At 47.3% G+C, this 23,449-nt stretch carries 19 protein-coding genes and 1 pseudogene; 15 read left to right on the plus strand and 5 right to left on the minus strand.

All coding sequences use genetic code 11. The annotated features are described in order from the left end of the window. Nucleotides 1-113 precede the first annotated feature (113 nt). A complete protein-coding gene (locus EC604_RS22770) occupies nt 114-1,907 on the plus strand; it encodes a peptidoglycan D,D-transpeptidase FtsI family protein (RefSeq protein WP_345789276.1) in 1,794 nt (597 codons plus the stop codon). A 33-nt stretch (nt 1,908-1,940) separates the two neighbouring features. Here the strand turns inward: EC604_RS22770 and EC604_RS22775 are convergent, their stop codons facing one another. Beyond that, nucleotides 1,941-3,089, minus strand: a complete 1,149-nt coding sequence (locus tag EC604_RS22775; RefSeq protein ID WP_123066325.1) for an AI-2E family transporter — start codon at nt 3,087-3,089, stop codon at nt 1,941-1,943. Nucleotides 3,090-3,261: 172 nt separating this feature from the next. Between EC604_RS22775 and EC604_RS22780 the strand changes: the two genes are divergently transcribed. Continuing rightward, the gene (locus EC604_RS22780; RefSeq protein WP_123066326.1) at nt 3,262-4,680 is read left to right on the plus strand and encodes a polysaccharide deacetylase family protein; all 1,419 of its coding nucleotides are present in this window, start codon (nt 3,262-3,264) and stop codon (nt 4,678-4,680) included. 208 nt (nt 4,681-4,888) lie between these two features. Here EC604_RS22780 and ilvD read toward each other — a convergent pair whose 3' ends face one another. The 3 genes and pseudogenes from ilvD to EC604_RS22795 form a co-directional block, all read right to left on the minus strand. Next, nucleotides 4,889-6,574, minus strand: coding sequence for a dihydroxy-acid dehydratase (ilvD, locus tag EC604_RS22785; protein WP_123066327.1), 1,686 nt, complete (start codon nt 6,572-6,574; stop codon nt 4,889-4,891). 327 nt (nt 6,575-6,901) lie between these two features. Beyond that, nucleotides 6,902-7,135, minus strand: a pseudogene (locus EC604_RS22790) (KGG domain-containing protein); the annotation flags it as partial. Nucleotides 7,136-7,270: 135 nt separating this feature from the next. After that, nucleotides 7,271-8,311 (minus strand): acyltransferase family protein, encoded by a 1,041-nt coding sequence (locus EC604_RS22795; RefSeq protein ID WP_123066329.1) that lies wholly within the window; start codon nt 8,309-8,311, stop codon nt 7,271-7,273. 236 nt (nt 8,312-8,547) lie between these two features. Here EC604_RS22795 and EC604_RS22800 point away from each other — a divergent pair, with 236 nt between their 5' ends. The 6 genes from EC604_RS22800 to mgrA all read left to right on the plus strand — a co-directional run bounded on the left by EC604_RS22800 (nt 8,548) and on the right by mgrA (nt 13,840). Beyond that, the gene (locus EC604_RS22800; RefSeq protein ID WP_123066330.1) at nt 8,548-9,513 is read left to right on the plus strand and encodes a sugar kinase; all 966 of its coding nucleotides are present in this window, start codon (nt 8,548-8,550) and stop codon (nt 9,511-9,513) included. 90 nt (nt 9,514-9,603) lie between these two features. Further along, nucleotides 9,604-10,269, plus strand: coding sequence for a bifunctional 2-keto-4-hydroxyglutarate aldolase/2-keto-3-deoxy-6-phosphogluconate aldolase (locus EC604_RS22805; protein ID WP_123066331.1), 666 nt, complete (start codon nt 9,604-9,606; stop codon nt 10,267-10,269). 86 nt (nt 10,270-10,355) lie between these two features. Continuing rightward, on the plus strand, nt 10,356-11,129 hold the full coding sequence (locus tag EC604_RS22810) for an alpha/beta fold hydrolase (protein ID WP_429349652.1): 774 nt from the start codon (nt 10,356-10,358) through the stop codon (nt 11,127-11,129). Nucleotides 11,130-11,155: 26 nt separating this feature from the next. Further along, nucleotides 11,156-11,923 (plus strand): HAD family hydrolase, encoded by a 768-nt coding sequence (locus tag EC604_RS22815; RefSeq protein WP_123066333.1) that lies wholly within the window; start codon nt 11,156-11,158, stop codon nt 11,921-11,923. A gap of 49 nt (nt 11,924-11,972) precedes the next feature. After that, on the plus strand, nt 11,973-12,713 hold the full coding sequence (locus tag EC604_RS22820; protein WP_123066334.1) for an NAD-dependent protein deacylase: 741 nt from the start codon (nt 11,973-11,975) through the stop codon (nt 12,711-12,713). Nucleotides 12,714-12,823: 110 nt separating this feature from the next. After that, nucleotides 12,824-13,840 carry an L-glyceraldehyde 3-phosphate reductase gene (mgrA, locus tag EC604_RS22825; protein WP_123066335.1) on the plus strand — a complete coding sequence of 339 codons (1,017 nt, stop codon included), beginning with the start codon at nt 12,824-12,826 and terminating at the stop codon, nt 13,838-13,840. A gap of 169 nt (nt 13,841-14,009) precedes the next feature. On the opposite strand, the gene EC604_RS22830 is transcribed toward mgrA, so the two are convergent. After that, nucleotides 14,010-14,975 carry an AraC family transcriptional regulator gene (locus EC604_RS22830; protein ID WP_123066336.1) on the minus strand — a complete coding sequence of 322 codons (966 nt, stop codon included), beginning with the start codon at nt 14,973-14,975 and terminating at the stop codon, nt 14,010-14,012. Nucleotides 14,976-15,140: 165 nt separating this feature from the next. Here EC604_RS22830 and EC604_RS22835 point away from each other — a divergent pair, with 165 nt between their 5' ends. The 7 genes from EC604_RS22835 (at nt 15,141) to EC604_RS22865 (ending at nt 23,382) form a co-directional block, all read left to right on the plus strand. Continuing rightward, complete coding sequence (locus EC604_RS22835; RefSeq protein WP_123066393.1) at nt 15,141-16,322, plus strand: galactokinase; 1,182 nt, start codon at nt 15,141-15,143, stop codon at nt 16,320-16,322. Between the two features lies 1 nt (nt 16,323). After that, on the plus strand, nt 16,324-17,313 hold the full coding sequence (gene galE / locus EC604_RS22840) for a UDP-glucose 4-epimerase GalE (RefSeq protein WP_123066337.1): 990 nt from the start codon (nt 16,324-16,326) through the stop codon (nt 17,311-17,313). Nucleotides 17,314-17,327: 14 nt separating this feature from the next. After that, nucleotides 17,328-18,926: a UDP-glucose--hexose-1-phosphate uridylyltransferase gene (locus tag EC604_RS22845; RefSeq protein WP_123066338.1), complete on the plus strand. Its 1,599-nt coding sequence runs from the start codon at nt 17,328-17,330 to the stop codon at nt 18,924-18,926. Between the two features lie 131 nt (nt 18,927-19,057). Next, nucleotides 19,058-19,645 (plus strand): MSMEG_1061 family FMN-dependent PPOX-type flavoprotein, encoded by a 588-nt coding sequence (locus tag EC604_RS22850; RefSeq protein WP_123066339.1) that lies wholly within the window; start codon nt 19,058-19,060, stop codon nt 19,643-19,645. A gap of 92 nt (nt 19,646-19,737) precedes the next feature. Beyond that, nucleotides 19,738-20,901, plus strand: coding sequence for an iron-containing alcohol dehydrogenase (locus tag EC604_RS22855; RefSeq protein ID WP_123066340.1), 1,164 nt, complete (start codon nt 19,738-19,740; stop codon nt 20,899-20,901). A 306-nt stretch (nt 20,902-21,207) separates the two neighbouring features. Further along, nucleotides 21,208-21,744 carry a protease gene (locus EC604_RS22860; RefSeq protein ID WP_123066341.1) on the plus strand — a complete coding sequence of 179 codons (537 nt, stop codon included), beginning with the start codon at nt 21,208-21,210 and terminating at the stop codon, nt 21,742-21,744. Nucleotides 21,745-21,828: 84 nt separating this feature from the next. After that, entirely contained in the window at nt 21,829-23,382 is a 1,554-nt protein-coding gene (locus EC604_RS22865) for a flotillin family protein (RefSeq protein ID WP_123066342.1), read from the plus strand. Nucleotides 23,383-23,449: the final 67 nt, after the last annotated feature.

Genomic DNA, 23,449 nt, shown 5'->3' on the forward strand with positions numbered 1-23,449 from the left:
CTGCAAATTACAAACGAACCTGCCTCTTCATCGAGGCAGGTTTTCTTTGGCTTTCCGGATAATTCCAGAGAGGACAACGCATAATACACGAAAAAGGTGAGGGTGGAACAGGTGTGCAGTTGCAACTTGTGTGGAAACGTCGTATAGCCATAATTAGCGCCGGACTTACTCTTCTCTTCGCAGTGTTGGTGCTGAGGCTAGGCTGGATTCAAATGGTTCAAGTGAACCGAATCATGCCCGGGTTTCAGCGAACCGTGCGTGAGATGTCAGTGCTGCAACGTGAACATGGTGTGATGCTGGATTCTGGACGTGGGCAGTTTACGGATGTTCACGGCCGTCCATTAACAGGGAAGATGCAATGGGGGCTGGTGCTTTATCCATCCATCGGGAAAAGTGAGCATGATTTCAAGCTCAAACAACTAGCCTCCTTCCTTCATACAGATGTGAACCAGTTAAAAAGGGAATGGCACAAGGAGAACACGCCACATCTTTGGACTAGAGGCGGTTCAGAGCCTATTTTGTTAACGGATGCTCAAGTTGTAAATGTGCGGAACCTGCACCTCCAAGGAGCGGATGTGTATCCTGTCATGACCAGGTATTTCCCGAAGGCTAGTGGAAGCCAGTGGCTGGGTTATTTGAGTGAGCATTCCGAAATTTATGGAGGAAATCACAGGCATCAAGATGAAGTAAAACAACCTTTTGCCATGAAATCGGGAGCAGCTGGACTGGAAAGAACGCTGGAGCCGTTGCTAAGAGGTGTAGGACCGACGTTAATAACGCGCATGGTATCAGGGAATGGACAGGTTATCCCTGAGATGGATCCGCGCGTGATTGCACCTACAAATTCGCACTATCCATTAGTGGTGGAAACCACCATTGATGCACGTATACAGCAGGGCATTGAAGAATTGTCAGAAGCATCCGGTCTAGAGGAAGGAGCCATAGTAGTTCTTGATGCTGCAAATGCAGATGTACGCGCAATGGTATCACGTCCCTTTTATCAACCGCAGCATGTCGATCCACAGCACTCCTCCTGGGGGAACAGAGCTATACAAGCGGTTGCACCAGGCTCTATATTCAAAATCGTAACGGCTGCAGCAGCCCTGGAAAATCAGGTTGTTTCTCGTGATGAGAAGTTTCACTGCGAAGGAGCTTATGGAAAATATGGCCTTTCCTGTTGGAAGGAGCATGGACATGGTGAATTGAATTTGGAAAAGGGATTCGCGGAGTCATGTAACGTTGTTTTCGCTGAAACTGCACGTAGGCTTCACATGGAGCAGTTGGAACAAACTGCGGATCGCCTAGGGCTTTCACGTTCTGTTGGCTGGCAGGCACAACATATTGCGGGGATGCCGGTTTTAAAACATTTTGACCATGAAGAACCGGGGCGTATTCGGACAGAAGCCGTGAAGTCTGCAGATGAAGGCGCCAAAATCCAGACAGCCATTGGACAGCGGGATGTACGGGTCACTCCGCTACAGGCAGCGAACTTGATTGTGACACTGTTACATGATGGAAAGGTAAACGCTCCCCGGCTTGTGCAACGAATCAGGTACGCGGATGGAGACACGATGTTAGATATGCCTTTGCATGCATCTCCTTCAGCAGCAGGACAGATTTCTCCGACCACAGCTCACCTGCTGTTAAGCTGGATGAATACCGTAGTACGGGAGGGAACAGGAAAATCCCTGCAACACGCGAGATGGCACGTCGCAGGGAAGTCAGGGACAGCTCAGGTACAACAAAAAGGGAAAGCCAAAAACAACCAATGGTTCATAGGATATGGGCCCGTAGAGAAGCCGAGATATGCTGTTGCTGTGTTGGTACAGAATGTCTCTCCGGAAGCTTCCCATCAGGCTACAGCTCTATTTCGCAAAATTACGGACTATCTGGCAGAGTTCTCGTGATTTGTTCACATGAGAGGATCACGAGTATGTCATCTACTGATGTTCTGTCCTCTCTGAAACATCAGGAGCAGGAGGATCAACCACTAATGGTGACGATTCGAATTCGTCAGTGGGCAGATGAATCCATTTTTGCAGATAACCTTGCTGTAGTAGTTCTTTTAACAAAATCAGAAGCACAGGAGATAACACGACACCTGCGAGTCCGAAGATCGACAGGGAAATTAACATAAACGAAAGCATCAAATAAGCAGAGGAAACACCAATGGAATTCCCTGAAATTTTCGGTTCAAGCAGTTGTCTTGTTAGCATGGTCACAGCTAAAACCACAATCAAGCCAATGGCGAGCGTACTATTGCCTACGATAAACAAATAAACAATCCACGGAATAAATATCACTGGAACACCGAGTAGCGGCACCAGATCAAAAATGGCGCAGATCGCTGCGATTGTAAAGGCATTGGAGGTTCCCAGAATCAATAACCCCGCATATATCAATACAAATGTAATGAGCATCATGATCAATTGTGCCTTCATATAGGAACGGATCGTTTTGAACACGTGTGTGCGCATAAATTCATTCGCCGTTTTTAATGTTTTGGGCGTTTTGGCACGAGCAAATTTGCGCCAGGATTCAATCTCAATACTGAGAAAAAATGCTAGAATGATCGCAATCCCGAAGTTTGTAATGAATGTGGAGAATGAGCTGAGAAAGCCGATGATGAATTGTGCTCCACTAGTGACCCAACGGGAAAGAATCCCGGATAGTGTGGCGAAATATTCGTTTACTTTATCCAGTATTCCGTCAGGAAGGGCATTGGACTTGTCCTGGATGAGCAAGACCAGATCCGTGAATTCACGCTGGATCATCTCAACATACACCGGGAAATTGAGCTGAAGATCGGAAATCTGTGAAATGATAAAAAAGCCTAGACCAAAGAAGGCAGCCACAATGAGCCCGAGAAACAACAACACGGATATGGCCGTTCCGGCTGTTTTGGGCAATCCTTTTCGGTGAAGGAATTTGGCTAACGGCTCAATCATCCAAAAGACAATAAATGAAAGAAAAACGGGTGCAGCGATATGATACAATTTACTAAAGGCAAACATGATCACATACACGGTTAACACAAGCAGAGCGATATCAAAGACGGTGCGCCCATACTTTTTATAAAGCGGCAACATGGACATAGACTCCTTTACAGGCAGAAATTAGATTGTATTCATTGTACATGATAGTGGGGATTTGAGGAAACAGCATTTAATAAAAGAACTAACTATGATAAAATTAAAGGCGGTTTATTTTAGAAAGTGCCATATGGCCGTAAATTAGCAGGAGAAGTGGGGAATCGACATCATGACAACGATGCTTCAGAGTATTTTACTGTGGTTATTGTATCTGTCCTCTTTTTATGCTTTTATTCCAAGTCTGATCAGCCGACTGTTCGGATTTCGTGTGTTCAGGAGGGGGAAAAGTGAAGCACACTATGCCCTGACATTTGACGACGGGCCTGACCCTATTTATACGCCCAGGTTGCTTGAACTGTTACGTAAGTACAATGTCAAGGCAACTTTTTTCGTTGTGGGGGAGCATGCAGCAAGTCATCCGGAGTTAATCAGACGTATGCATGAGGAAGGCCATTTAATCGGAATTCATAATTATATTCATAAAACAAACTGGTTGATGCGTCCACGAACGGTTCGGGATCAGATCCATCGAACAGGTCAGATCATTCAAGAAATCACGGGTGAGAAAACTTGTTATTATCGTCCGCCATGGGGCATTATGAACCTGTTTGATTTTTTCAGCAAAAAAGATCGTAAGATCGTTCTGTGGTCCGCCATGTTTGAGGATTGGAAATGCAGTGTAGGTGCCGAACAATTAAAAAAACGTATGCTGAACAAATTAAAGGGCGGAGAGGTTATGCTGCTCCATGATCGCGGCACAACCTTAGGAGCAGATGCACACGCACCAGAGCAGATGCTTGAGGCGCTGGAGGCCGTGCTGCAGGAAGCCAAGCGACGTGACTTGGAAAGTGTACGTGTGGACACGTTGATGAATGGTAGCGAAATTACCGAATCGTCATCAGTGGTTTCAAAGAGAGAAGTGGAAACACGCTTGAAACTAAAGCTTTGGAAACGTGCCGTGGTTGCTTTGTGGTTAGGCTGGGAAAAATTATTTCACTGGGTATACCATCTGCGAGCCGCTTCACCTAAAGATCCGATGCTTCATTTTCGTTCCCGTGTGTACCACGGTGCACGAGTGGAGATGGAACATGGTTATGTGATGCAGAACGGAGATCCGATTATAGAGTTACATTTTGACAATCAAACATTATTCGAACTTGGTGTTACATCCCGTTCAACGATGCACTTAGCGATTCGTATGATTCGTACGATGGAACAACAACTGCCAGACCTGGCACAGGTTGTTGCTACAGATCCTGAATTACGTTCAGCAAAGGCTCTTTATGGGGTGAGTATGATTAACCGTGGTCCTGAAAAATTTGGATTCACTGTGCAAGAGCTGGCACCAGGCCCGTTCAGTCTGGCCTCCAAGTTATATCTAAGGCTGTTACTTAGCGTTATTCATCCAGCAGGCCAAAAACGCTTGAAACAGCGGACAGATCAATTGGTGCCTAAAATGATTGTGATGCCGGTGGAGGAACTGTTGAAACGTTACGGGCAGCATCATACGATCGCTTCAGGTGTAACTGAACAAGCAGAAGACGATTCCTTTGTTATAGAAAATGAGGTTTTAACGGAACAGAATTGAATTCATTGATGAAAACTGAATTAAATGATGATGTTGTAACGGATTTATACGCGAATTTAATTATTCATTTGAATAGCGCAATTTTTCTGAGAAGAGCGTTTGTACGCAATTCCGATGCAAAAAAAGGATGCGCTTTGCCAGTGTGGCAAAGCGCATCCTTTTTCATTTTTATATACTCGGTTTAGTATTTATGGCTTCATCATGCAAACTAGATCTTCAGAACGCCACCGTTGCTTGCATTGGTTACAAGTTTGGAGTAGCGAGCCAGCAAGCCGGTTTTGACTTTTGGTTCAAAACCTTTCCAGTTCGCACGACGAGCTTGGAATTCTTCTTCGCTAATTTGCAACTCAATAGTGCGGTTGTTCAGGTCGAGTTCAATGATATCTCCTTCTTCAACAAAGGCAATTGGGCCGCCTTCCGCTGCTTCTGGAGAGATGTGGCCGATACTGATTCCTCGGGATGCGCCAGAGAAACGTCCATCTGTGATCAGACCGACTTTGGCACCAAGTCCCATACCTACGATCTGGGAAGTTGGCGCGAGCATTTCAGGCATACCCGGTCCGCCTTTTGGTCCTTCATAACGAATGACAACAACATGTCCTTCTTTGACTTTGCCGTTAGCAATGCCTTCAAGTGCCTGTTCCTGAGAATCGAAGCAGATTGCAGGACCTTTATGGTATCCACCAACCGAAGCATCAACCGCTCCAACTTTGATGATCGCACCTTCTGGTGCAAGGTTACCGAACAATACAGCCAGTCCGCCTTTTTCGGAGTGCGGGTTGTCAAGCTTGTGGATTACGTTTGTATCTTTGATCTCTTGTCCTTCTACGTTTTCACGGATGGTTTTACCTGTAACTGTAATACAGTCCGCGTGGATTGCGCCTGGTTTCTTAAGCAATTCATTAAGAACCGCACTTACGCCACCTGCATTGTGAACATCTTCGATGTGTAAGTCAGAAGCAGGTGCCAGTTTCGCCAGATGCGGAACGCGGTTAGCAACTTCATTGATACGCTCAATCGGATATTCAATGCCAGCTTCGTGTGCCAGAGCCAATGTGTGAAGTACCGTATTCGTAGAACCGCCCATCGCCATGTCGAGAGCAAACGCATTGTCGATGGCTTCTGCAGTTACGATATCACGTGGTTTCAGATCCAGTTTGATCAATTCCATCAGTTGTTTCGCCGATTGTTTAACAAATTCGCGGCGCTCAGGTGCTACAGCCAGAATGGTTCCGTTACCCGGCATTGCAAGTCCCATCGCCTCTGCAAGACAGTTCATGGAGTTCGCGGTGAACATACCGGAGCAAGATCCGCAAGTTGGACAACCGAACTGTTCAAGCTCAAGCAAGCTCTTGTCGTCGATTTTACCCGCTTGGAAAGCACCAACGCCTTCAAATACTGAAGTCAGCGAGAGAGCTTTACCATTGCTGTCACGGCCTGCTTTCATCGGTCCACCGCTTACGAATACGGTAGGGATGTTACAACGCAATGCGCCCATCATCATACCTGGTGTAATTTTGTCACAGTTCGGGATACATACCATGCCATCGAACCAGTGAGCAGATACAACCGTTTCTACGGAATCCGCAATAATGTCACGGCTTGGCAAGGAGTAACGCATGCCGATGTGTCCCATCGCAATTCCGTCATCAACCCCGATGGTGTTGAATTCGAACGGAACGCCGCCGGCTTCACGAATGGCATCTTTAACAATTTTACCAAACTCCTGCAAGTGAACATGACCAGGTACAATATCGATGTACGAGTTACATACCGCGATAAACGGCTTGCCAAAATCCTCTTCTTTTACGCCCGCTGCACGGAGCAAACTCCGGTGTGGTGCGCGGTCAAACCCTTTTTTGATCATATCGGAACGCATTTTATTGGCTGACATGGTGTATTCCCCCCAAATATATAATATTGAGCAACATGAATGGAAAAATAAATGGCAGTACATCTGTCGTTTAATTTCATCCGTACTCTACAAAAAAATAACCCGTGGGCTGGTGTCTCGCTCCCCGTAGTTTGTGAATTTCTTTGCTGCTTTAAACCCGTGAACACCCGGTTTTTCTATAGAGTCTATCACAACCATCGTCATATTTCTACATTCAATAGACATATAAAAAGAAGCCACATTCCATTGACCTGGAGATTGGCTTCTGAATTCAACGAAAAGCGGGGATGCTTTTAATGATATAGACATTTTAAAAAGCTTAGTTTAACTACTTCCGCCTTTGCGACCGATTTCGCGATAAAATTCCTTGCTATGGTTTTCAGAAGTGGCTTCGCCGCCCTTACGTCCAATTTCCTTGTAGAAATCTGCATCATGGGCGTCGGAAGTAGCTTCACCGCCTTTTTTACCAATCGTCTGGTAGAAGCTCCGGTCATGGTTTCTGGATGTAGCTTTCCCGCCTAACCGTCCGGCTTCTTCTCTGCTCATTTTGCGTTCTGACATTTGCCCTCGTGCCATTACAAATCACTCCTTACCATGTTAAGTTGTTTTTTGCTTCGTGTATGCTGAATTACCACGGTTTTTCCAGTATGAAACAACTAAAATGGAAACAGTTGGATATTAGGCGTGAGGGAAACCTCAGGCAGAACGCTTGAAAACACCATGTCGGTGAAATGAAATCCGTGAGATGTCCGGCTCGATGAGTACTTTAAAGGTATGCCGTACAAGAGGGTGAGCCAGAGTAACCGAGAAGAGCACAGCAATACCAAGGATAACTGGTATGAACAGTGCATTACCCATATAACTGTAGATCCCTGACCAGATTGCAAGCCGCACAAGAAAGCCGTGCAAAAGGAAGACGTACAATGTACGACGACCCATGTCTGTCAGTTTGGAGGTCAAGTTCGGAACCCAGGCAAGGAAAAGTGTGGCGGAGATGATCTCCAGCAGATACACGCCAAGCCGGAAAATCCCTGCATACCACTCCTGATGCCCCAGTTCAGCATAAGTCTTGCTTCCAAACAGCCATCCTTGCGGAATGTTTAAACCGCCATATGCAATATAAATCAGCAGAGCAACGGATAGGATTGCGGCTACTCTACGGCCCCAGCCTGGGAGCAGGCGCGCACGGATGGCTGCACCATAGTCATATCCAATAACGAAGAAAGGCAGAAACACAAAGGTGCGGCTACAACTGAGCCAAAAACCGTCGACAGGCAAATAACCGGCAATGACTCCCAGTGCGATTGAAGCAATCAATCGATACACAGGTTGCCAGGAGATGGTGAGCCGAACAAGTAACCTCCAGCAGAAATGGCTGGCAAGGAACCATAGCAACAGGTACGGTGCAAAGAAGGATAAGCGCATATGAGGTGTATGAAACACGGTCGCATCCATCAATGCATATAACGTTTGAAACAGAAGATATTGTAATGCAATCTGTTTCAGCACGTTGCGCCCCGAGACACCCTGGATAGAAGGTTTGGCAAAATATCCCGTCACCCATACGAAGAGTGGCATATGAAACGTATAAATCCACAGAAACAATGCCTCTGCTCCGGCAAAGCGGGTAATGAGTGGTTCCAGTGCATTTCCCGCAAGTACGCACACAATTAACATAAAGCGAAGATTGTAAAAGAAAGATTCCTGATCATGCTGAATCAGTATCTGTTTTCTCATGATGTAGCCCCCTCGAAAACTTCGTTGAAAAATAGTCTATCTGTATTCGTTGTATACATCTGTACTAAGGTTAATATGAATTCGATCCAATCATTGTGATTTATTTCACATTAGTAAACGTTATCTTTTCTCAAAGATGTGACAACAAAAAGAATGCTTCGGGATTGACAACGGTTGCATACGGGATGACAATGGTAGAAGAAGATGAGGTAGTCAATATTAAGGAGGAAGGCAATATGTCAACGAGTCCCTTTCAAAGCCCTGATATTATTACATTCGGGGAGAGTATGGGGTTGCTGACGGCCAGAGATACGAGAGGGCTTGAATATGCAGCTACACTAGACAAGACGTTCGGAGGTGCTGAAAGCAATCTGGCTATTGGTGTAGCACGCCTTGGACATACCAGCGGCTGGTTTGGACGGCTTGGCAACGATCCGATCGGGAACATGATTCTAAAAGCTATTCGCGGCGAAGGTGTGGATGTATCCCGGGCCAAATTAAGTGATCATGAACCTACAGGTTTGATGATTCGTGAGAACGCTTCCGGGAAAGCTTCGGTGCATTATTATAGGAAGTTATCCGCGGCAAGTGCGATGACACCGGATGATCTAGATCCGGAATATATTGCCGGGGCCAAGATTTTGCACGTCACAGGTATTACTGCAGCAATCAGCGAATCAGGTCTTTCCACGGTTGAAGCCGCCATACATATTGCCAAGCAGGCAGGGGTGAAAGTGAGCTTCGATCCGAATCTGCGCCTGAAGCTTTGGTCAGCAGAGAAGGCTCGCCCTGTATTACTGCGTTTGGCTGAACAGGCTGACTACTTTTTACCAGGTTTGGATGAGATGAAACTGTTATATAACGAAGAAAGCGATGAGAAGGTGCTTGAACGCTTAGCTGCCATGGATGCCGTGTGCATTGTTAAGGGTGGGCCTGATTTGACCTACGTACTTGCGGATGGTACCCTAACGGAAGTTCCGTACTTTAAAGCAGATCAGGTTCTTGACACTGTCGGAGCTGGAGACGGATTCTGTGCAGGTTTTTTAGCTGGTCTGTTAAAAGGATACACTCCGCAGGAAGCGACCAGGCTTGGTAATTTGAACGGATCAATGGTTATCCAGGCCGTCGGGGATTGGGAAGCACTCCCGACATGGGCACAGGTCGAGGCCAAGCTGAATAATGTTGCTCACGTCGAGCGTTAAGTGGCGTTAAAATCAGGATGACTCATCTTCGTTCTTTAAAAATGTAAAGTTTGTATACACAACCACCACATGGACAAGGGAGAGAATGAAATGAAGAAGCTTCAACTGTTGCAAAAGATGACGGACAATGGTGTGGTGGCGGTTCTGCGCGCAGATTCAGCTGACCAGGTCATTGCTATGGCCGAGCAAGCAATTGCGGGTGGGATCAAGGTTATCGAAATTACGATGACCGTTCCGGGTGCGCTCAAAGCGATCGAAAAATTAAGCCGTGTGTATCATTGGAATACGCAAGACCCGGAGAAATTCGCGATTATTGGCGCAGGAACTGTGCTTGAGGCGCAAACGGCGAGAGCTGCGATTATGTCAGGTGCTGAGTTTGTCGTAGGGCCATCTCTTAACCCCGAGACCGTTCAGATATGTAATTTGTATCGCGTTCCGATCCTGCCGGGTGTCATGACCATTGCTGATGTGCAGCGTGCACTGGAGCTTGGCGTGGATATTATCAAGCTGTTCCCTGGCAATCTGTATGATCCATCTATTATCAAAACGATGAAAGGCCCTATGCCACAGGCGAACTTCATGCCAACAGGCGGTGTGTCTTTGTCCAATCTGGGTGAGTGGATCAAAGGTGGAGCAGTAGCTGTCGGGATCGGCTCTGATCTGACGTCGGAAGCTGTGAAGACGGGAGATTTGACTCATGTCCGCCGTAAAGCGGAACAATATATGGAAGCTTATCGCAAAGCCAAGGCTGAATAATGTTTCAACATGGAAGGGAGCCTGTGACATGCAGGCTCCCGCTTCCATAAGCCGCGGCAATTTGCGGAAGTGTAGAAAGGTGAATGATGTTGAGAAATCGTTATAATACAGGGCGCAAGAAGAGGGGCATTGGCAAGTTTCTGCTCGTACTTTTGGCGCTCATTGTTATTGGTTGCGGATATGTTGCATGGAAGTTGCTCACGCCTTATGGCCCGCAGGAAGTAGCACAGGCTGCGATGGAAACATCCGGCGGGGTTACCGTCAGTGAGCAGGAGAACTGGATTGATTTTAAACCGGATAAACCTAAAGCAAATGGGAAAAGTGTACTTTTCTATCCTGGCGGTTTAGTTAAACCAGAAAGCTATGCTCCTCTTGCTCATGAGCTTGCTGCAGCTGGTCATCATACCATTATTGCTAAGATGCCGGTAAATTTGGCTGTGATTAAACCCGATCTGGCCGATGATATTTTGGCAGCATACCCTGAAGAGCAGTTCGTCATGGGTGGTCACTCGTTAGGGGGCTCCATGGCTGCACGATATGTAGTGGCACATCCAGATGCCCTTCACGGCATTTTTTTCCTGGCGTCCTATCCGGATGAAAAAGGAAGTGTACAGCAGCTGGATATTCCAGCCCTATCCATTCTCGGCACGAATGATGGAGTTGTGAATATGACCAAGTATCAGGCAGGACGCATGTATTTGCCACCAGATACCGTGTATTACACCGTTGAAGGAGGGAACCACGCTCAGTTTGGTGACTATGGTCATCAGAAGGGAGATGGTGAGTCCTCAGTTAGTGAAGAGGATCAGCTGAAGCAGACGGTCAAAACGTTGTTATCTTGGTTAGATACCATCAAGTAGTCTTATTTTCAGCGGAGGTGAAGGAAGTGGCTTTGCTACAGGTGCAGGGAGAAAAGATTCCCTGCAGGGCAATTCTGTTTGACAAAGATGGAACCTTGCTGGATTTTCTTCAATTATGGGGCCCTTGGGCTGAGAGTATGCTCGTGCAAATGCAAGCATGGATGCGAGAACGTGATGCCTCTTTTACCGTGGAACTCGAACATGTGCTGGGTACGGTTCATGATTCGGAAGGTCATCTCAGCGGCTACGATGTGCAAGGGCCGCTTGCCATTGCAACTGTAGATGAATGTAACGGCTGGCTGGCAGGACAGCTCTATGCTGCCGGTACGCCATGGAACGAAGCCATTACAACGATACGCCAGTTTTCAAGTATAGCGATGAAGTCTGTAAGAGAGCGGAAATCCGCTGAACCTATGCCTGGCTTACTGGATCTACTGAAACGTTGTAAGGAAGCAGGCATTCAGCTTGCAGTGGTGACTTCCGACAGTACATCAGCGGCTGAAGCACATCTGGACTGGATGGGCATCCGTTCCTTTTTCAGTTCGATTGTAGGCTGTGACCGGGTAACGCGTGGCAAACCCGATGGTGAATCATTCCTGCTGGCATGCCGGGAATTAGCGGCTGAACCTCATGAGGCTGTAGTCATTGGAGACAGCAACGGTGATATGCAAATGGGACGCCATGCAGGAGCAGCATATACTTTGGGGTACTGTCCTCAATTGGACCAGAGTGCGCATTTGCATGATGCAGACGCCGTCATTTGTCATTATGATGAGTTAGGTATTGTGTTATAGATCCTGCTCGATGTTCGTATGTATAAGGGAAATCAAAGGAGGAGAGAGGATGAACGCAACAGAGCAACTGGCTGCCTGGATTCAGGAAAGCTCACGCATCGTTTTTTTCGGAGGAGCCGGAACTTCAACGGAAAGCGGGATTCCCGACTTTCGCTCGGCTGCGGGACTGTACCAGACGGAGCAGCATTCCCCTTATCCTCCAGAGGAACTGTTAAGCCGACATTTTTTTGATCAGCACGCTGATATTTTTTATGATTTTTACCGGGGGAAAATGCTTCATCCCGATGCGGAACCGAATGGTTGTCATCGTTTGCTTGCCAGGCTGGAGCAGGAGGGAAAACTTCACGCTGTCATTACGCAAAACATAGATGGCCTGCATCAAAAGGCAGGCAGCAGTCATGTGCTGGAGCTTCATGGTTCGGTTCATCGCAATGCTTGCATGGATTGCAAACAGTTCTATTCGCTGCATGACATTATGCAATCGAAAGAGGTTGTACCCCGTTGCTCGTCATGCGGAGGTGTAGTCAAGCCTGACGTAGTCTTGTACGAAGAAGAACTGGATCAGACAACGTTATATCATGCCATCGACGCCTTGTCTTCAGCAGATTTACTGCTTGTAGGTGGGACTTCGCTGACGGTATATCCTGCAGCCCAATTAATTACGTATTTTCAGGGAAAACATACGGTGTTACTCAATGCTACACCAACTGCTTATGATCACCGGGCAGATTTGCTGATTACAGAGCCGATTGGCGAGGTAATGAAGGGTGTAGACCAGCTAATTGGTTGATACAAAGTTGTGAACCAGCTTTTATTAAATGCATTGAACGGAATTATGGGCATCCTCTGGCTCAGGCTTGGAATCAGGATGCGCGAACCTGTGGAAAGAAGGGATTCATGATGGTCTATGTAGCTGCTGAAACACGCTATGAAACGATGAAATATAACCGCGTGGGACGTTCGGGCCTTAAGCTGCCAGCGATTTCACTTGGACTGTGGCATAATTTTGGTGGAATTAACAGTATAGAGAATGGACGCAACATGATTACACGTGCGTTTGATCTCGGGATTACACATTTTGATTTGGCAAACAACTATGGCCCACCTGCAGGTTCAGCGGAGGAACTGTTTGGTCAGGTGCTGGCTCAGGATCTGAAACCATACCGGGATGAACTGATTATTTCCTCCAAAGCCGGATATTATATGTGGCCAGGGCCTTACGGTGAGTGGGGGTCCCGCAAATACTTGATTTCCAGTCTGAATCAGAGTCTAACTCGAATGGGACTGGATTATGTGGATATATTTTATTCACACCGTTATGATCCAGATACACCACTGGAAGAAACAATGATGGCACTCGATCATATGGTTCGTTCAGGCAAGGCACTCTATGTTGGCATCTCCAATTATCCTGCAGAGCAAACGAAACAGGCGGCTGAGATTTTAAAAAGCCTCGGTACACCGCTGCTGATTCATCAGCCAAGGTACTCCATGCTCGATCGCTGGATTGAGGATGGACTTCAGGATGTACTGGATGAGTATGGAGCAGGCAGCATTGCGTTTTGTCCATTGGAGCAAGGCGTACTTACAAACAAATATTTGAATGGCATTCCGGAAGATTCACGTGCCAAAGGCCCTTCTGTATTTCTGAATGAAAATAATATCTCTCCCGAAACACTTCGTAAGGTACGTGCTCTGAATCAGATTGCAGCAGCCCGCGGCCAGAGTCTTGCCCAGTTTGCACTGGCATGGGTACTGCGCAATGGAAGAGTCACGTCTGCGCTAATTGGCGCAAGCCGTCCGTCTCAGATTGAAGAGAACGTAGCTGCGCTTAGTCAGCTGGAGTTTTCCGCAGAGGAACTAGAGCGGATTGAGTCGATTTTGCGACCAGAGTCTACGAATAAAAACAAAGATTAGCATCCGTCCCATATATGGGGAAGCTCGTACAAATAAATCACAACCCAAAAGTGCATCTTAGCCATACAGGCAAGATGCACTTTTTTAACATGTGATCATAATTCAGTTATTCCGTTTTTTTGTTCATACTTACGAGGTGAGGCTCTCTCTTTTATTTGAAGAAGTGACTTTACGTACCTTTTGAGCGTAACGGACGCGCGAGCAGTTTCTCTCGATAGAGAGTAGGGGCTTCGCCGTGGAAACGTTTGAATTGCCTAGAAAAATACAGAGCATCAGGCATACCAACAGAGGCAGATACCTGTTCAATCGACAAATCTGGCCGTTCCCGCAATAGTTGACGTGACTTGTCGATCCGTAGTTTCAACAAATAGGTCACAGGGGTGAGTCCGGTTTCCTGTTTGAAAATACGCGATAGATATGCACGGTTATATCCGAGACTCTCCGACATTTGTTCAATGGATACAGGGTAAGCGTATTGAGTGGACATATATTGAATCATCTGTTTCACCGTCCGCCGGATGGAGGATTCTCCTGAAGTTAATGTCTGTCCCTCCGAGAGATGAGTCTGGGCCTCGGCTAAAATCATATACAATGTACCGAGTGATGTATAATGGGCGCTCTCTTTCCGCTCGGCAAAAGCATCTTGCATGACCGACAGCCAATTGGATATGTCACAGGCTGTACCTGCATGAAAAACAGATTTCTCGGGCCTAAACCCGGCCTGTTCGACGTGCCGGGCAGCTTCACTGCCTGTGAAGGCAATCCAGCGGTATTGCCATGGCTTGCGGGCATGGGACTGGTAGCTTACCAGTTGTCCCGGATGGATCAAAAAACAATCCCCCGCGGCAAGGTCGTAGGTGTGCAGTTCCGTACGGAACGTACCGGCTCCTTTTTCTACATAATGCAAAAGATAATAATCATATAGCTTCGGTCCAAGTGCATGTCCGGGGAGGGTCTGGCTTGCGCCGGCAAACAGGACATGCAGTGCCCCTCGGTTATCATAGGTGGGATTGGAGGCAACCGAATAACTAAGTGCTCCGCTTTTGCTTATAGGTGATTCCGGTGAAAGCCTGGAGCTGGACGAGCCGGTTGTATTATGGGATGCTTCTGCTGGATTTGATTTGGAATCTTTCATATGGAATCCTTCTTTCCATTATTAGAGCTTCAGTCGTTAGAATCATTATATAATTAAAGGTCACATTTATCCATATGAATCACACATGGTTTCATTTCAAGAGAGGTGGCTTCCTTGTATAATAACATTAAGAAAACCACAACAAAGAGGCGAGGTGCATCAGCTTTGAATGTAACTGATTTGCAACAAAAGTTTATTGAGAAGTACGGAGAAAGTGGAGCGGACATCCGTGTATTTCATGCCCCTGGGCGTGTGAATCTGATCGGTGAACATATCGACTACAACGGTGGTTATGTGCTTCCGGCCGCGCTTGAGTTTGGCACAACGTTGCTCATTCGTGAACGTACGGATAATCAATTGCAACTGGCTTCGACCAATATGTCTTACGAGGGAACACTGGACACGGCCTCCATTGGTCAAGAGAGAACGGGAGAGTGGACAGACTACCCTGTTGGCGTTATGGTCGAACTGCAAGGCAAAGGAATCAAAGTCAAGAAAGGGTATGATTTCCTCTATCATGGCGAAATTCCAAATGGCGCAGGGCTTTCCTCATCTGCATCTCTGGAGGTGCTTACCGGATATGCGATTCAATCGATGGAAGGGGTCACGGACATCGATACCGTGGAACTTGCGCTTTTGTCCCAGAAAGCAGAGAATGAGTTTGTTGGTGTAAACTGCGGCATCATGGATCAGTTCGCTGTAGCGAATGGTGCTAAGGATCATGCGATTCTTCTGATGTGTGATACGCTCGAGTATGAGAAGGTTCCTTTCCGCACAGGTGCTTACAAACTGATTATCGGTAACACCAATAAGCGTCGTGGATTGGTCGATTCGGCATACAATGAGCGGCGCTCTCAATGCGAGCAGGCACTTGCCACTTTGAAGGAACAGCTGCCTGCACTGAATTACCTGGCTCAATTGAAGCCGGAACAGTTTGATACCTTACAGGATCAGATCAAAGATGAGAAAGTCAGACAGCGTGCCCGGCACGTTGTGGAAGAAAATGCACGCGTCCTTGCATCCGTAGAAGCGCTGCAGAATAATGACTTGCAGACGTTTGGACAGTTGATGAATGCTTCGCATGAATCTCTACGCGATCTGTATGAAGTTAGCTGCGATGAGCTGGATGTCATGGTCGAGGAAGCACAGCGGATTCCAGGAACACTAGGTGCACGTATGACGGGTGCAGGTTTTGGTGGATGTACGGTGTCTCTGGTACACGAGAATGATGTTGAGCGTTTTGTGAGTGAAGTGGGTGCAGCGTATGAAGCACGTACGGGTCTCAAAGGTGATTTTTATGTATGTGGTGTAGGCGAAGGTGTTAACGAACTCAAGGAGGCGAAGTGAAATGGCAATTTTGGTGACAGGTGGAGCAGGATATATTGGTTCGCATACGGTGGCAGCATTGCTTGAACGTGGCGAGGAAGTCGTTGTACTGGATAATTTGCAGACAGGGCATCGCGAGGCATTGCTTGGCGGTAAGCTGTATGAAGGTGATTTACGTGACAAGGAAATCTTGACGAAGCTGTTCGCGGAAAATTCAATTGATGCCGTCATTCACTTTGCGGCGAACTCGCTGGTCGGCGAGAGCATGAAAGAACCGGCTAAATACTATGACAATAACGTATTCGGCACACTTTGCCTGCTCGAAGCGATGAATGCGGCGAACGTTCGTCGCATCGTCTTCTCATCTACAGCAGCAACTTATGGTGAGCCTGAGAAGGTGCCGATCGAAGAGAGCGACCGTACGGAGCCTACGAATGTATATGGTGAAACCAAATTGATGATGGAGCGCATGATGTCCTGGTTCGACAAAGTGCAAGATATCAAATACGTTTCCCTGCGTTACTTCAATGCAGCCGGTGCACACGAAAGTGGCAAAATCGGTGAAGATCACCAGCCGGAAAGTCACTTGATTCCGCTTGTATTACAAACAGCACTGAAACAACGTTCGCATATCGCCGTATTTGGTGATGACTATGCAACAGAGGATGGCACATGTATCCGCGACTATATCCACGTTAGCGATCTGGCTGATGCGCATCTGCGTGCCGTGGATTACCTGCGCAAAGGGGAGAACAGCAACGTGTTCAACCTGGGTAACGGCACTGGATTCTCGGTAAAACAAGTCATTGAAACAGCAAAAAAAGTGACCGGCCTGGATATCCCGGTTGTTCAGGAACCACGTCGGGCGGGTGACCCTGCTGTATTAGTAGCCTCATCTGCAAAAGCCAGATCCGTTCTGGGCTGGAATCCGAAATGGACAAATCTAGAAGATGTCATTCAAAGTGCATGGAACTGGCATCAATCACGCCCGGAAGGCTACGGAAAAAACTAGGAGGCGAACATCTTATGTCACAGACTCAACCTGGAGCAGAGGCCACAGAGCGTACACCCGAGCAGCAGGAAGCACTGCATGCCATTGAGCGTCTGGTCGCATTTGCCTTACAGAAAAAACTGATCGAGGAAGCGGATTACGATTATAGCCGCAATCTGCTGATGGAACAATTCGGATTCTCAGAGCCATACGCCGGTGAACCGGATGCTACAATCCCTGAGAGCCCGCAGAGCATGCTGGACACGTTAATTGATTATGGATATACCATTGGACTCATTCCTGAAAATAGCGACACGTTCCGTGACCTGCTGGATGCGAAAATTATGGGTCATCTGATGGCGCGCCCATCAGAAGTTGTGCGTGCTTTCCGCCATACGGAGCAGACGGAAGGCATTGAGGCGGCAACATCGCAATTTTATGACTTGTCCATTAACTCGAACTACATCCGAATGGATCGCGTATCCAAGAACGTCTATTGGACACAGGATACCGCTTATGGCGAGATGGAGATCACGATCAACCTTTCGAAGCCGGAGAAAAGTCCAAAGGAAATCGCTATGGCGAAGTTGCTTCCACCTCCGGTATATCCGAAATGTCAGCTATGTCGTGAAAATGTAGGTTATGCTGGGCGGGTGAATCACCCGGCCCGCCAGAATCTGCGTGTCATTCCGCTGCAACTTAATAACGAGCCGTGGTTGTTCCAATACTCACCGTACGTGTACTACAATGAGCACTGCATTATTTTCCATCATGATCATGTGCCGATGAAATTGACGAAGGATACCTTGCGCAGATTGCTTGCCTTTGTTCAGGAATATCCGCACTACTTTATCGGGTCTAACGCCGATCTTCCAATCGTGGGCGGTTCCATTCTGACCCATGACCACTTCCAGGGTGGACGTCATACGTTTGCCATTCAAAACGCACAGCCAGAAGCGGTCTTCCGTCATGCGGATATGCCGGGGCTGACACTTAGCCTTGTCAAATGGCCCATGTCCGTGATGCGTCTGCATTCACATGATCCTGCGGAATTGCTAGAAGCGGGTAATGCGGTCTACGAAGCATGGAAGGTGTATAGTGATTCCACGGTGGAGATCGAAGCCTTCAGCGAAGTAGACGGAGAGAAGGTCCCTCATAACACGGTAACTCCGATTGTTCGCCGCAGTGCGGATGGTGGGTTTGAGATGGATCTCGTTTTACGTAACAACCGTACAAATGACGAGCACCCAGAAGGCATTTTCCACCCACATCGCGAGATGCATCATCTGAAAAAAGAAAACATCGGCTTGATCGAAGTCATGGGACTGGCTATTTTGCCGGGACGTCTGAAGCAAGAACTGGACGGCATTGCCGATATCTTGGCGGGAAATACAGAGCTTGCAGAAGCTGCCCAGACAGCTGATCATGAACTGAACAAACATTTACCGTGGACAGAAGAGTTGAAGCAGGGGCGTCGCTCCAGCTTGACGAAGGAAGAAGCGGTTACACTTGTACAACAGCAGGTAGGTTTGAAATTCTCCGAAATTCTGGAGCATGCAGGTGTGTACAAACATGATGAAGCTGGACGTCAGGCATTCCGTCGCTTCGTAAGCAGCATGGGCTATACCGAGTAAGGAGACCATATGGCATCCGTTCAATTGAGAACGGGTGCTTTTTGGCATGGTTAGAGATGTATAATGGAGTAAGGAACGAAAGAAGAACAGTTAGAATGACCCACACTACATATGGAAAGGGGACAATTCATATGGAAAAGCAGCCGCTTCATCTTCCATTTATCTCAGATGCCAAGGAACTTAAAAGCATGGTTGGGGAATCCAGCGAACGTGTGCGCAATAAAGTCATCTCGTTTGTCGATTCGCATGTTCAGTCGTTTATCGCAAAGTCACCGTTGTTCTTCTTGTCCACTTCGGATCAGGATGGAAAATGTGATGTATCACCGCGTGGGGACGAACCCGGCTTTGTTCGTGTATTGGACTCTTATAGACTGGTATACCCGGAACGCCCGGGCAATCGCCGAATCGATTCCTTGTTAAACATTTTGTCAGATCCAGGTGTGGGCATGTTGTTTGTGATTCCAGGATTAAATGAAGTACTTCGCATTAATGGAACAGCTCGGATTACAAAAGATGAGGCGTTTATTACAAGCATGAACTGGGATGGTAAAACCATTGGAGCAGCTGTCCTTGTGGAAGTGGAGGAATGCTTCATCCATTGTCCACGAGCGTTTCATCAGGCAGGATTATGGGATGCCGAAACATGGGCAAAATCCGAAGAGTTGCCATCGGTGAATGAGCTTCTTCAGGCACATCTGAAGATCAATGGATTGAACTAAAGTGAGCGGCTATCGATTTGTTTTTCTATAAAAGGGGGACTATAATTGAGGTTGCACTAAAAACTAAACTCCATTGGAGGCGATTATAGATCATGAGATCTTTTCAATTTTATAACCCAACTCGTCTAATCTTCGGTAAAGGCCAGCTCGAAGCGTTGAAAACCGAAGTGCCGAAATATGGCAAACGGGTTCTGCTTGTATATGGCGGTGGAAGCATCAAACGCAGCGGACTGTATGAGCAAGTGCTTGGGTTGCTCAAGGAAATCGGAGCAGAAGTAACGGAGCTTGCAGGTGTAGAGCCGAATCCGCGTCTGTCCACTGTACATAAAGGCGTGGACTTGTGTAAAACGAATGGCATTGAGCTCATTCTTGCTGTTGGCGGCGGTAGTGTACTTGATTGTGCCAAAGCGATTGCCGTTGGGGCGAAATACGATGGAGATATGTGGGACTTTGCACAGCGTAAAGCTGTTGCACAAGATGCACTTCCACTCGGCACAGTGCTTACCATGGCAGCAACCGGTTCAGAGATGAACTCCGGTTCCGTAATCACAAACCAAGAAACACAAGAGAAGCTCGGTTGGGGCAGTGCGCATTCTTTCCCAGCATTCTCGATTCTTGATCCAGTAAATACCTACACGGTGCCGAAGGATCAAACGGTATACGGTATGGTGGACATGATGTCTCACGTGTTGGAACATTATTTCCATCTGGACCCAAATACACCTGTTCAACTCGGTTTCTGCGAGACGATTCTGCGTACCGTCATGGATGCAGCGCCTCGTTTGGTGGATGACCTTGAGAATTATGAGTTGCGTGAAACGATTCTGTATTGTGGAACAATGGCGCTTAACGGCGTGCTGAACATGGGACTTGCAGGAGACTGGGCAACGCATAATATCGAACATGCAGTATCTGCGGTTTATGATATCCCGCATGGCGGCGGACTTGCAATCCTGTTCCCGCACTGGATGAGACATAACGTCGATGTGAAGGTAGATCGTTTCAAACGTCTTGCGATCAACGTGTTTGACGTGAACCCAGAAGGCAAATCCGACAGACAGATTGCCGAGGAAGGCATTGATGCTCTCAGCAAGTTCTGGACATCCATTGGTGCACCAAACCGTCTGGCTGACTATGATATTGATGACAGTCAGATCGAGGTTATGGCGGATAAAGCGATGCTATTTGGGCCGTTCGGTAACTTCAAAAAGCTGCAACGTGAAGATGTGGTATCCATCTACAAAGCTTCGCTGTAAATGAAATAAGGAACTTGGTGTATAAGCTTAATATTCATTGGACTACTGATATAAACGCAAGTCTCCTGTTGGAGGCTTGCGTTTTTTTAATGCCTAAACTACTACGAATCACTTCTGTATCCCACACTGTGAATTCGCATGGAATAGAAAAATGGAGCAATCCTGAATATTATGATGCTAATACCCATTAGCGGTTTCTCGATACAACTCAGGAAAGATTTTGAAACATTATGCCTAGATGTACGTATTTATTTACATGTGGGATGCACAGTTGGGAGAAATTGCAGCGGAGAGGAGGAAGAGGGGATGGAAGCAATCTATTGGGGATGTCTCATCGGAGGAGCCGTTTTTGCCATTGTGAGTCTGGTGCTAGGTGACTTGATTGACGGTTTGCTGGATGGTGCTTTCGAAATGCCTGGTGTTGATTTTTTTAAACCTGTTGTACTGGCGGGATCCATCACTGCTTTTGGTGGAGCAGGCATACTACTGACGCGGTACAGCTCTCTTAGTGTGATGTCGAATCTGATCTTATCCCTGCTGATCGGTATTGCTGCAGCCATGCTGGTATTTTTCGCATATATCAAGCCGATGCGTAACAGTGACGTTTCAATTGGTTTTTCCATGAAGGAGTTAGCGGGCAAAATTGGTGAAATCACGATTCCGGTACCGGCAAACGGATTTGGTGAAGTCATGATTCGTTTTGCATCGGGCAACACCATTCAGACAGCGTCCAGCTTCGAACAGCTTCCCATTGCGGTGGGGGCACGAGTGGTTGTCATCGATGTGGTGGACGGCGTATTACGCGTATCCGAGTGGGAAGAAGATGTACTTAAGGATGTCTAGGTCAGTGAAATTTCCTAATCATGTCGGGAACTGACGGTAGCGGAAATGATTTTTTATACTTACGAGATAAGGGGAGAGATGTGAATGGGGAATCTGGATTGGGATGTATTGTTAATTCCTGTCGTGGTTGTTGGTGTGATTTTGATTCTGGGTTTAGCTTTCTGGGCCAGATACAAAACGGTAGGTCCTGATGAAGCGATGATTGTAACCGGTTCATTCTTGGGTAGCAAAAATATTTCAGAAGATGAGTCTGGACGTAAAATCAAAATCGTGCGCGGTGGCGGTGCGTTCATCCTGCCTGTGTTCCAGCAGTCTGAATTTATTTCGTTGCTGTCACACAAGCTCGATGTCTCCACTCCTGAAGTATACACGGAACAGGGTGTTCCAGTTATTGCTGACGGGGTGGCGATCATCAAGGTCGGAAGCGCTGTAGAAGACGTTGCAACGGCTGCTGAGCAATTTATCGGCAAACCGGTTGATGCGCTGAGGGGCGAAGCACAGGAAGTGCTGGAGGGGCATTTACGGGCCATTCTCGGTACGATGACAGTGGAAGAGGTATACCGGAACAGAGATCGTTTTGCTCAAGAGGTTCAAGGCGTGGCAGCCCGGGATTTGAAAAAGATGGGTCTGCAGATCGTTTCCTTTACCATTAAGGATGTCCGTGATAAGCAAGGGTATTTGGATGCACTTGGTAAACCGAGAATCGCAGCTGTGAAACGGGATGCCGAAATTGCCGAAGCGGAAGCGATGCGGGATGCACGGATTCAGAAGGCAAATGCTGAAGAGCAAGGACAAAAAGCAGAGCTGCTTCGTGATACCAATATTGCTGAGGCAGCCAAAGAGAAAGAACTGAAAGTCGCAGCCTTTAAACGTGATCAGGATACAGCCAAGGCGGAAGCCGATCAGGCGTATCATATCCATGAAGCGCGTGCTAGACAAACGGTTGTTGAAGAACAGATGAAAGTTGAACTCGTACGTAAAGAGCGTGAGATTGACCTGCAGGAAAAAGAAATTACGGTGCGTGAAAAACAATATGATGCGGAAGTGAAGAAAAAAGCGGAAGCAGATCGATATGCCGTTGAGCAGGCTGCGGAAGCGGATAAAGCAAAACGGATGCGTGAAGCCGACGCAGTTCAATACTCCATCGAAACCCAAGCCAAAGCAACAGCCGAGCAGAAACGACTTGAGGGTCAGGCCATTGCGGATGCTGAACGGGCTAAAGGTACAGCTGATGCAGAAGTTATTCGTCTGCGCGGTCTTGCCGAAGCCGAAGCCAAAGAAAAATTGGCTGAGGCGTTCCAGAAGTTTGGCGAAGCTGCGGTACTCGATATCATTGTCAAAATGTTGCCTGAACTGGCTGGTAAAATCGCTGAGCCAATCTCCTCGATTGACAAGTTGACGGTAGTAGATACAGGTAAAGGTGAGGGGGCTGCGCGTGTCAGCAACTACGTCACGGAACTGATGGCGACTGCACCTGAGATGTTGAAAAGTGTGTCAGGCATCGATGTGGAGCAACTGATCAAAGGGTTGACCAAATCGAAAACAGCTTCACCAGTCGCCGTGCATTCGAGTGAATCAGTAAAACAGACGTCACCTATTATCGAGAGCATTGTAGAGCGTAGTGATAGTAAAGAGTAAGAACTGGCAACGTAATTACATGGCGGGTCTATTGACCTTAAGGCGAATTTTTGTTACTTTTTAAGCG

The sequence above is a fragment of the Paenibacillus amylolyticus genome, from assembly GCF_003719335.1.
Lineage (GTDB): Bacteria > Bacillota > Bacilli > Paenibacillales > Paenibacillaceae > Paenibacillus > Paenibacillus amylolyticus_D.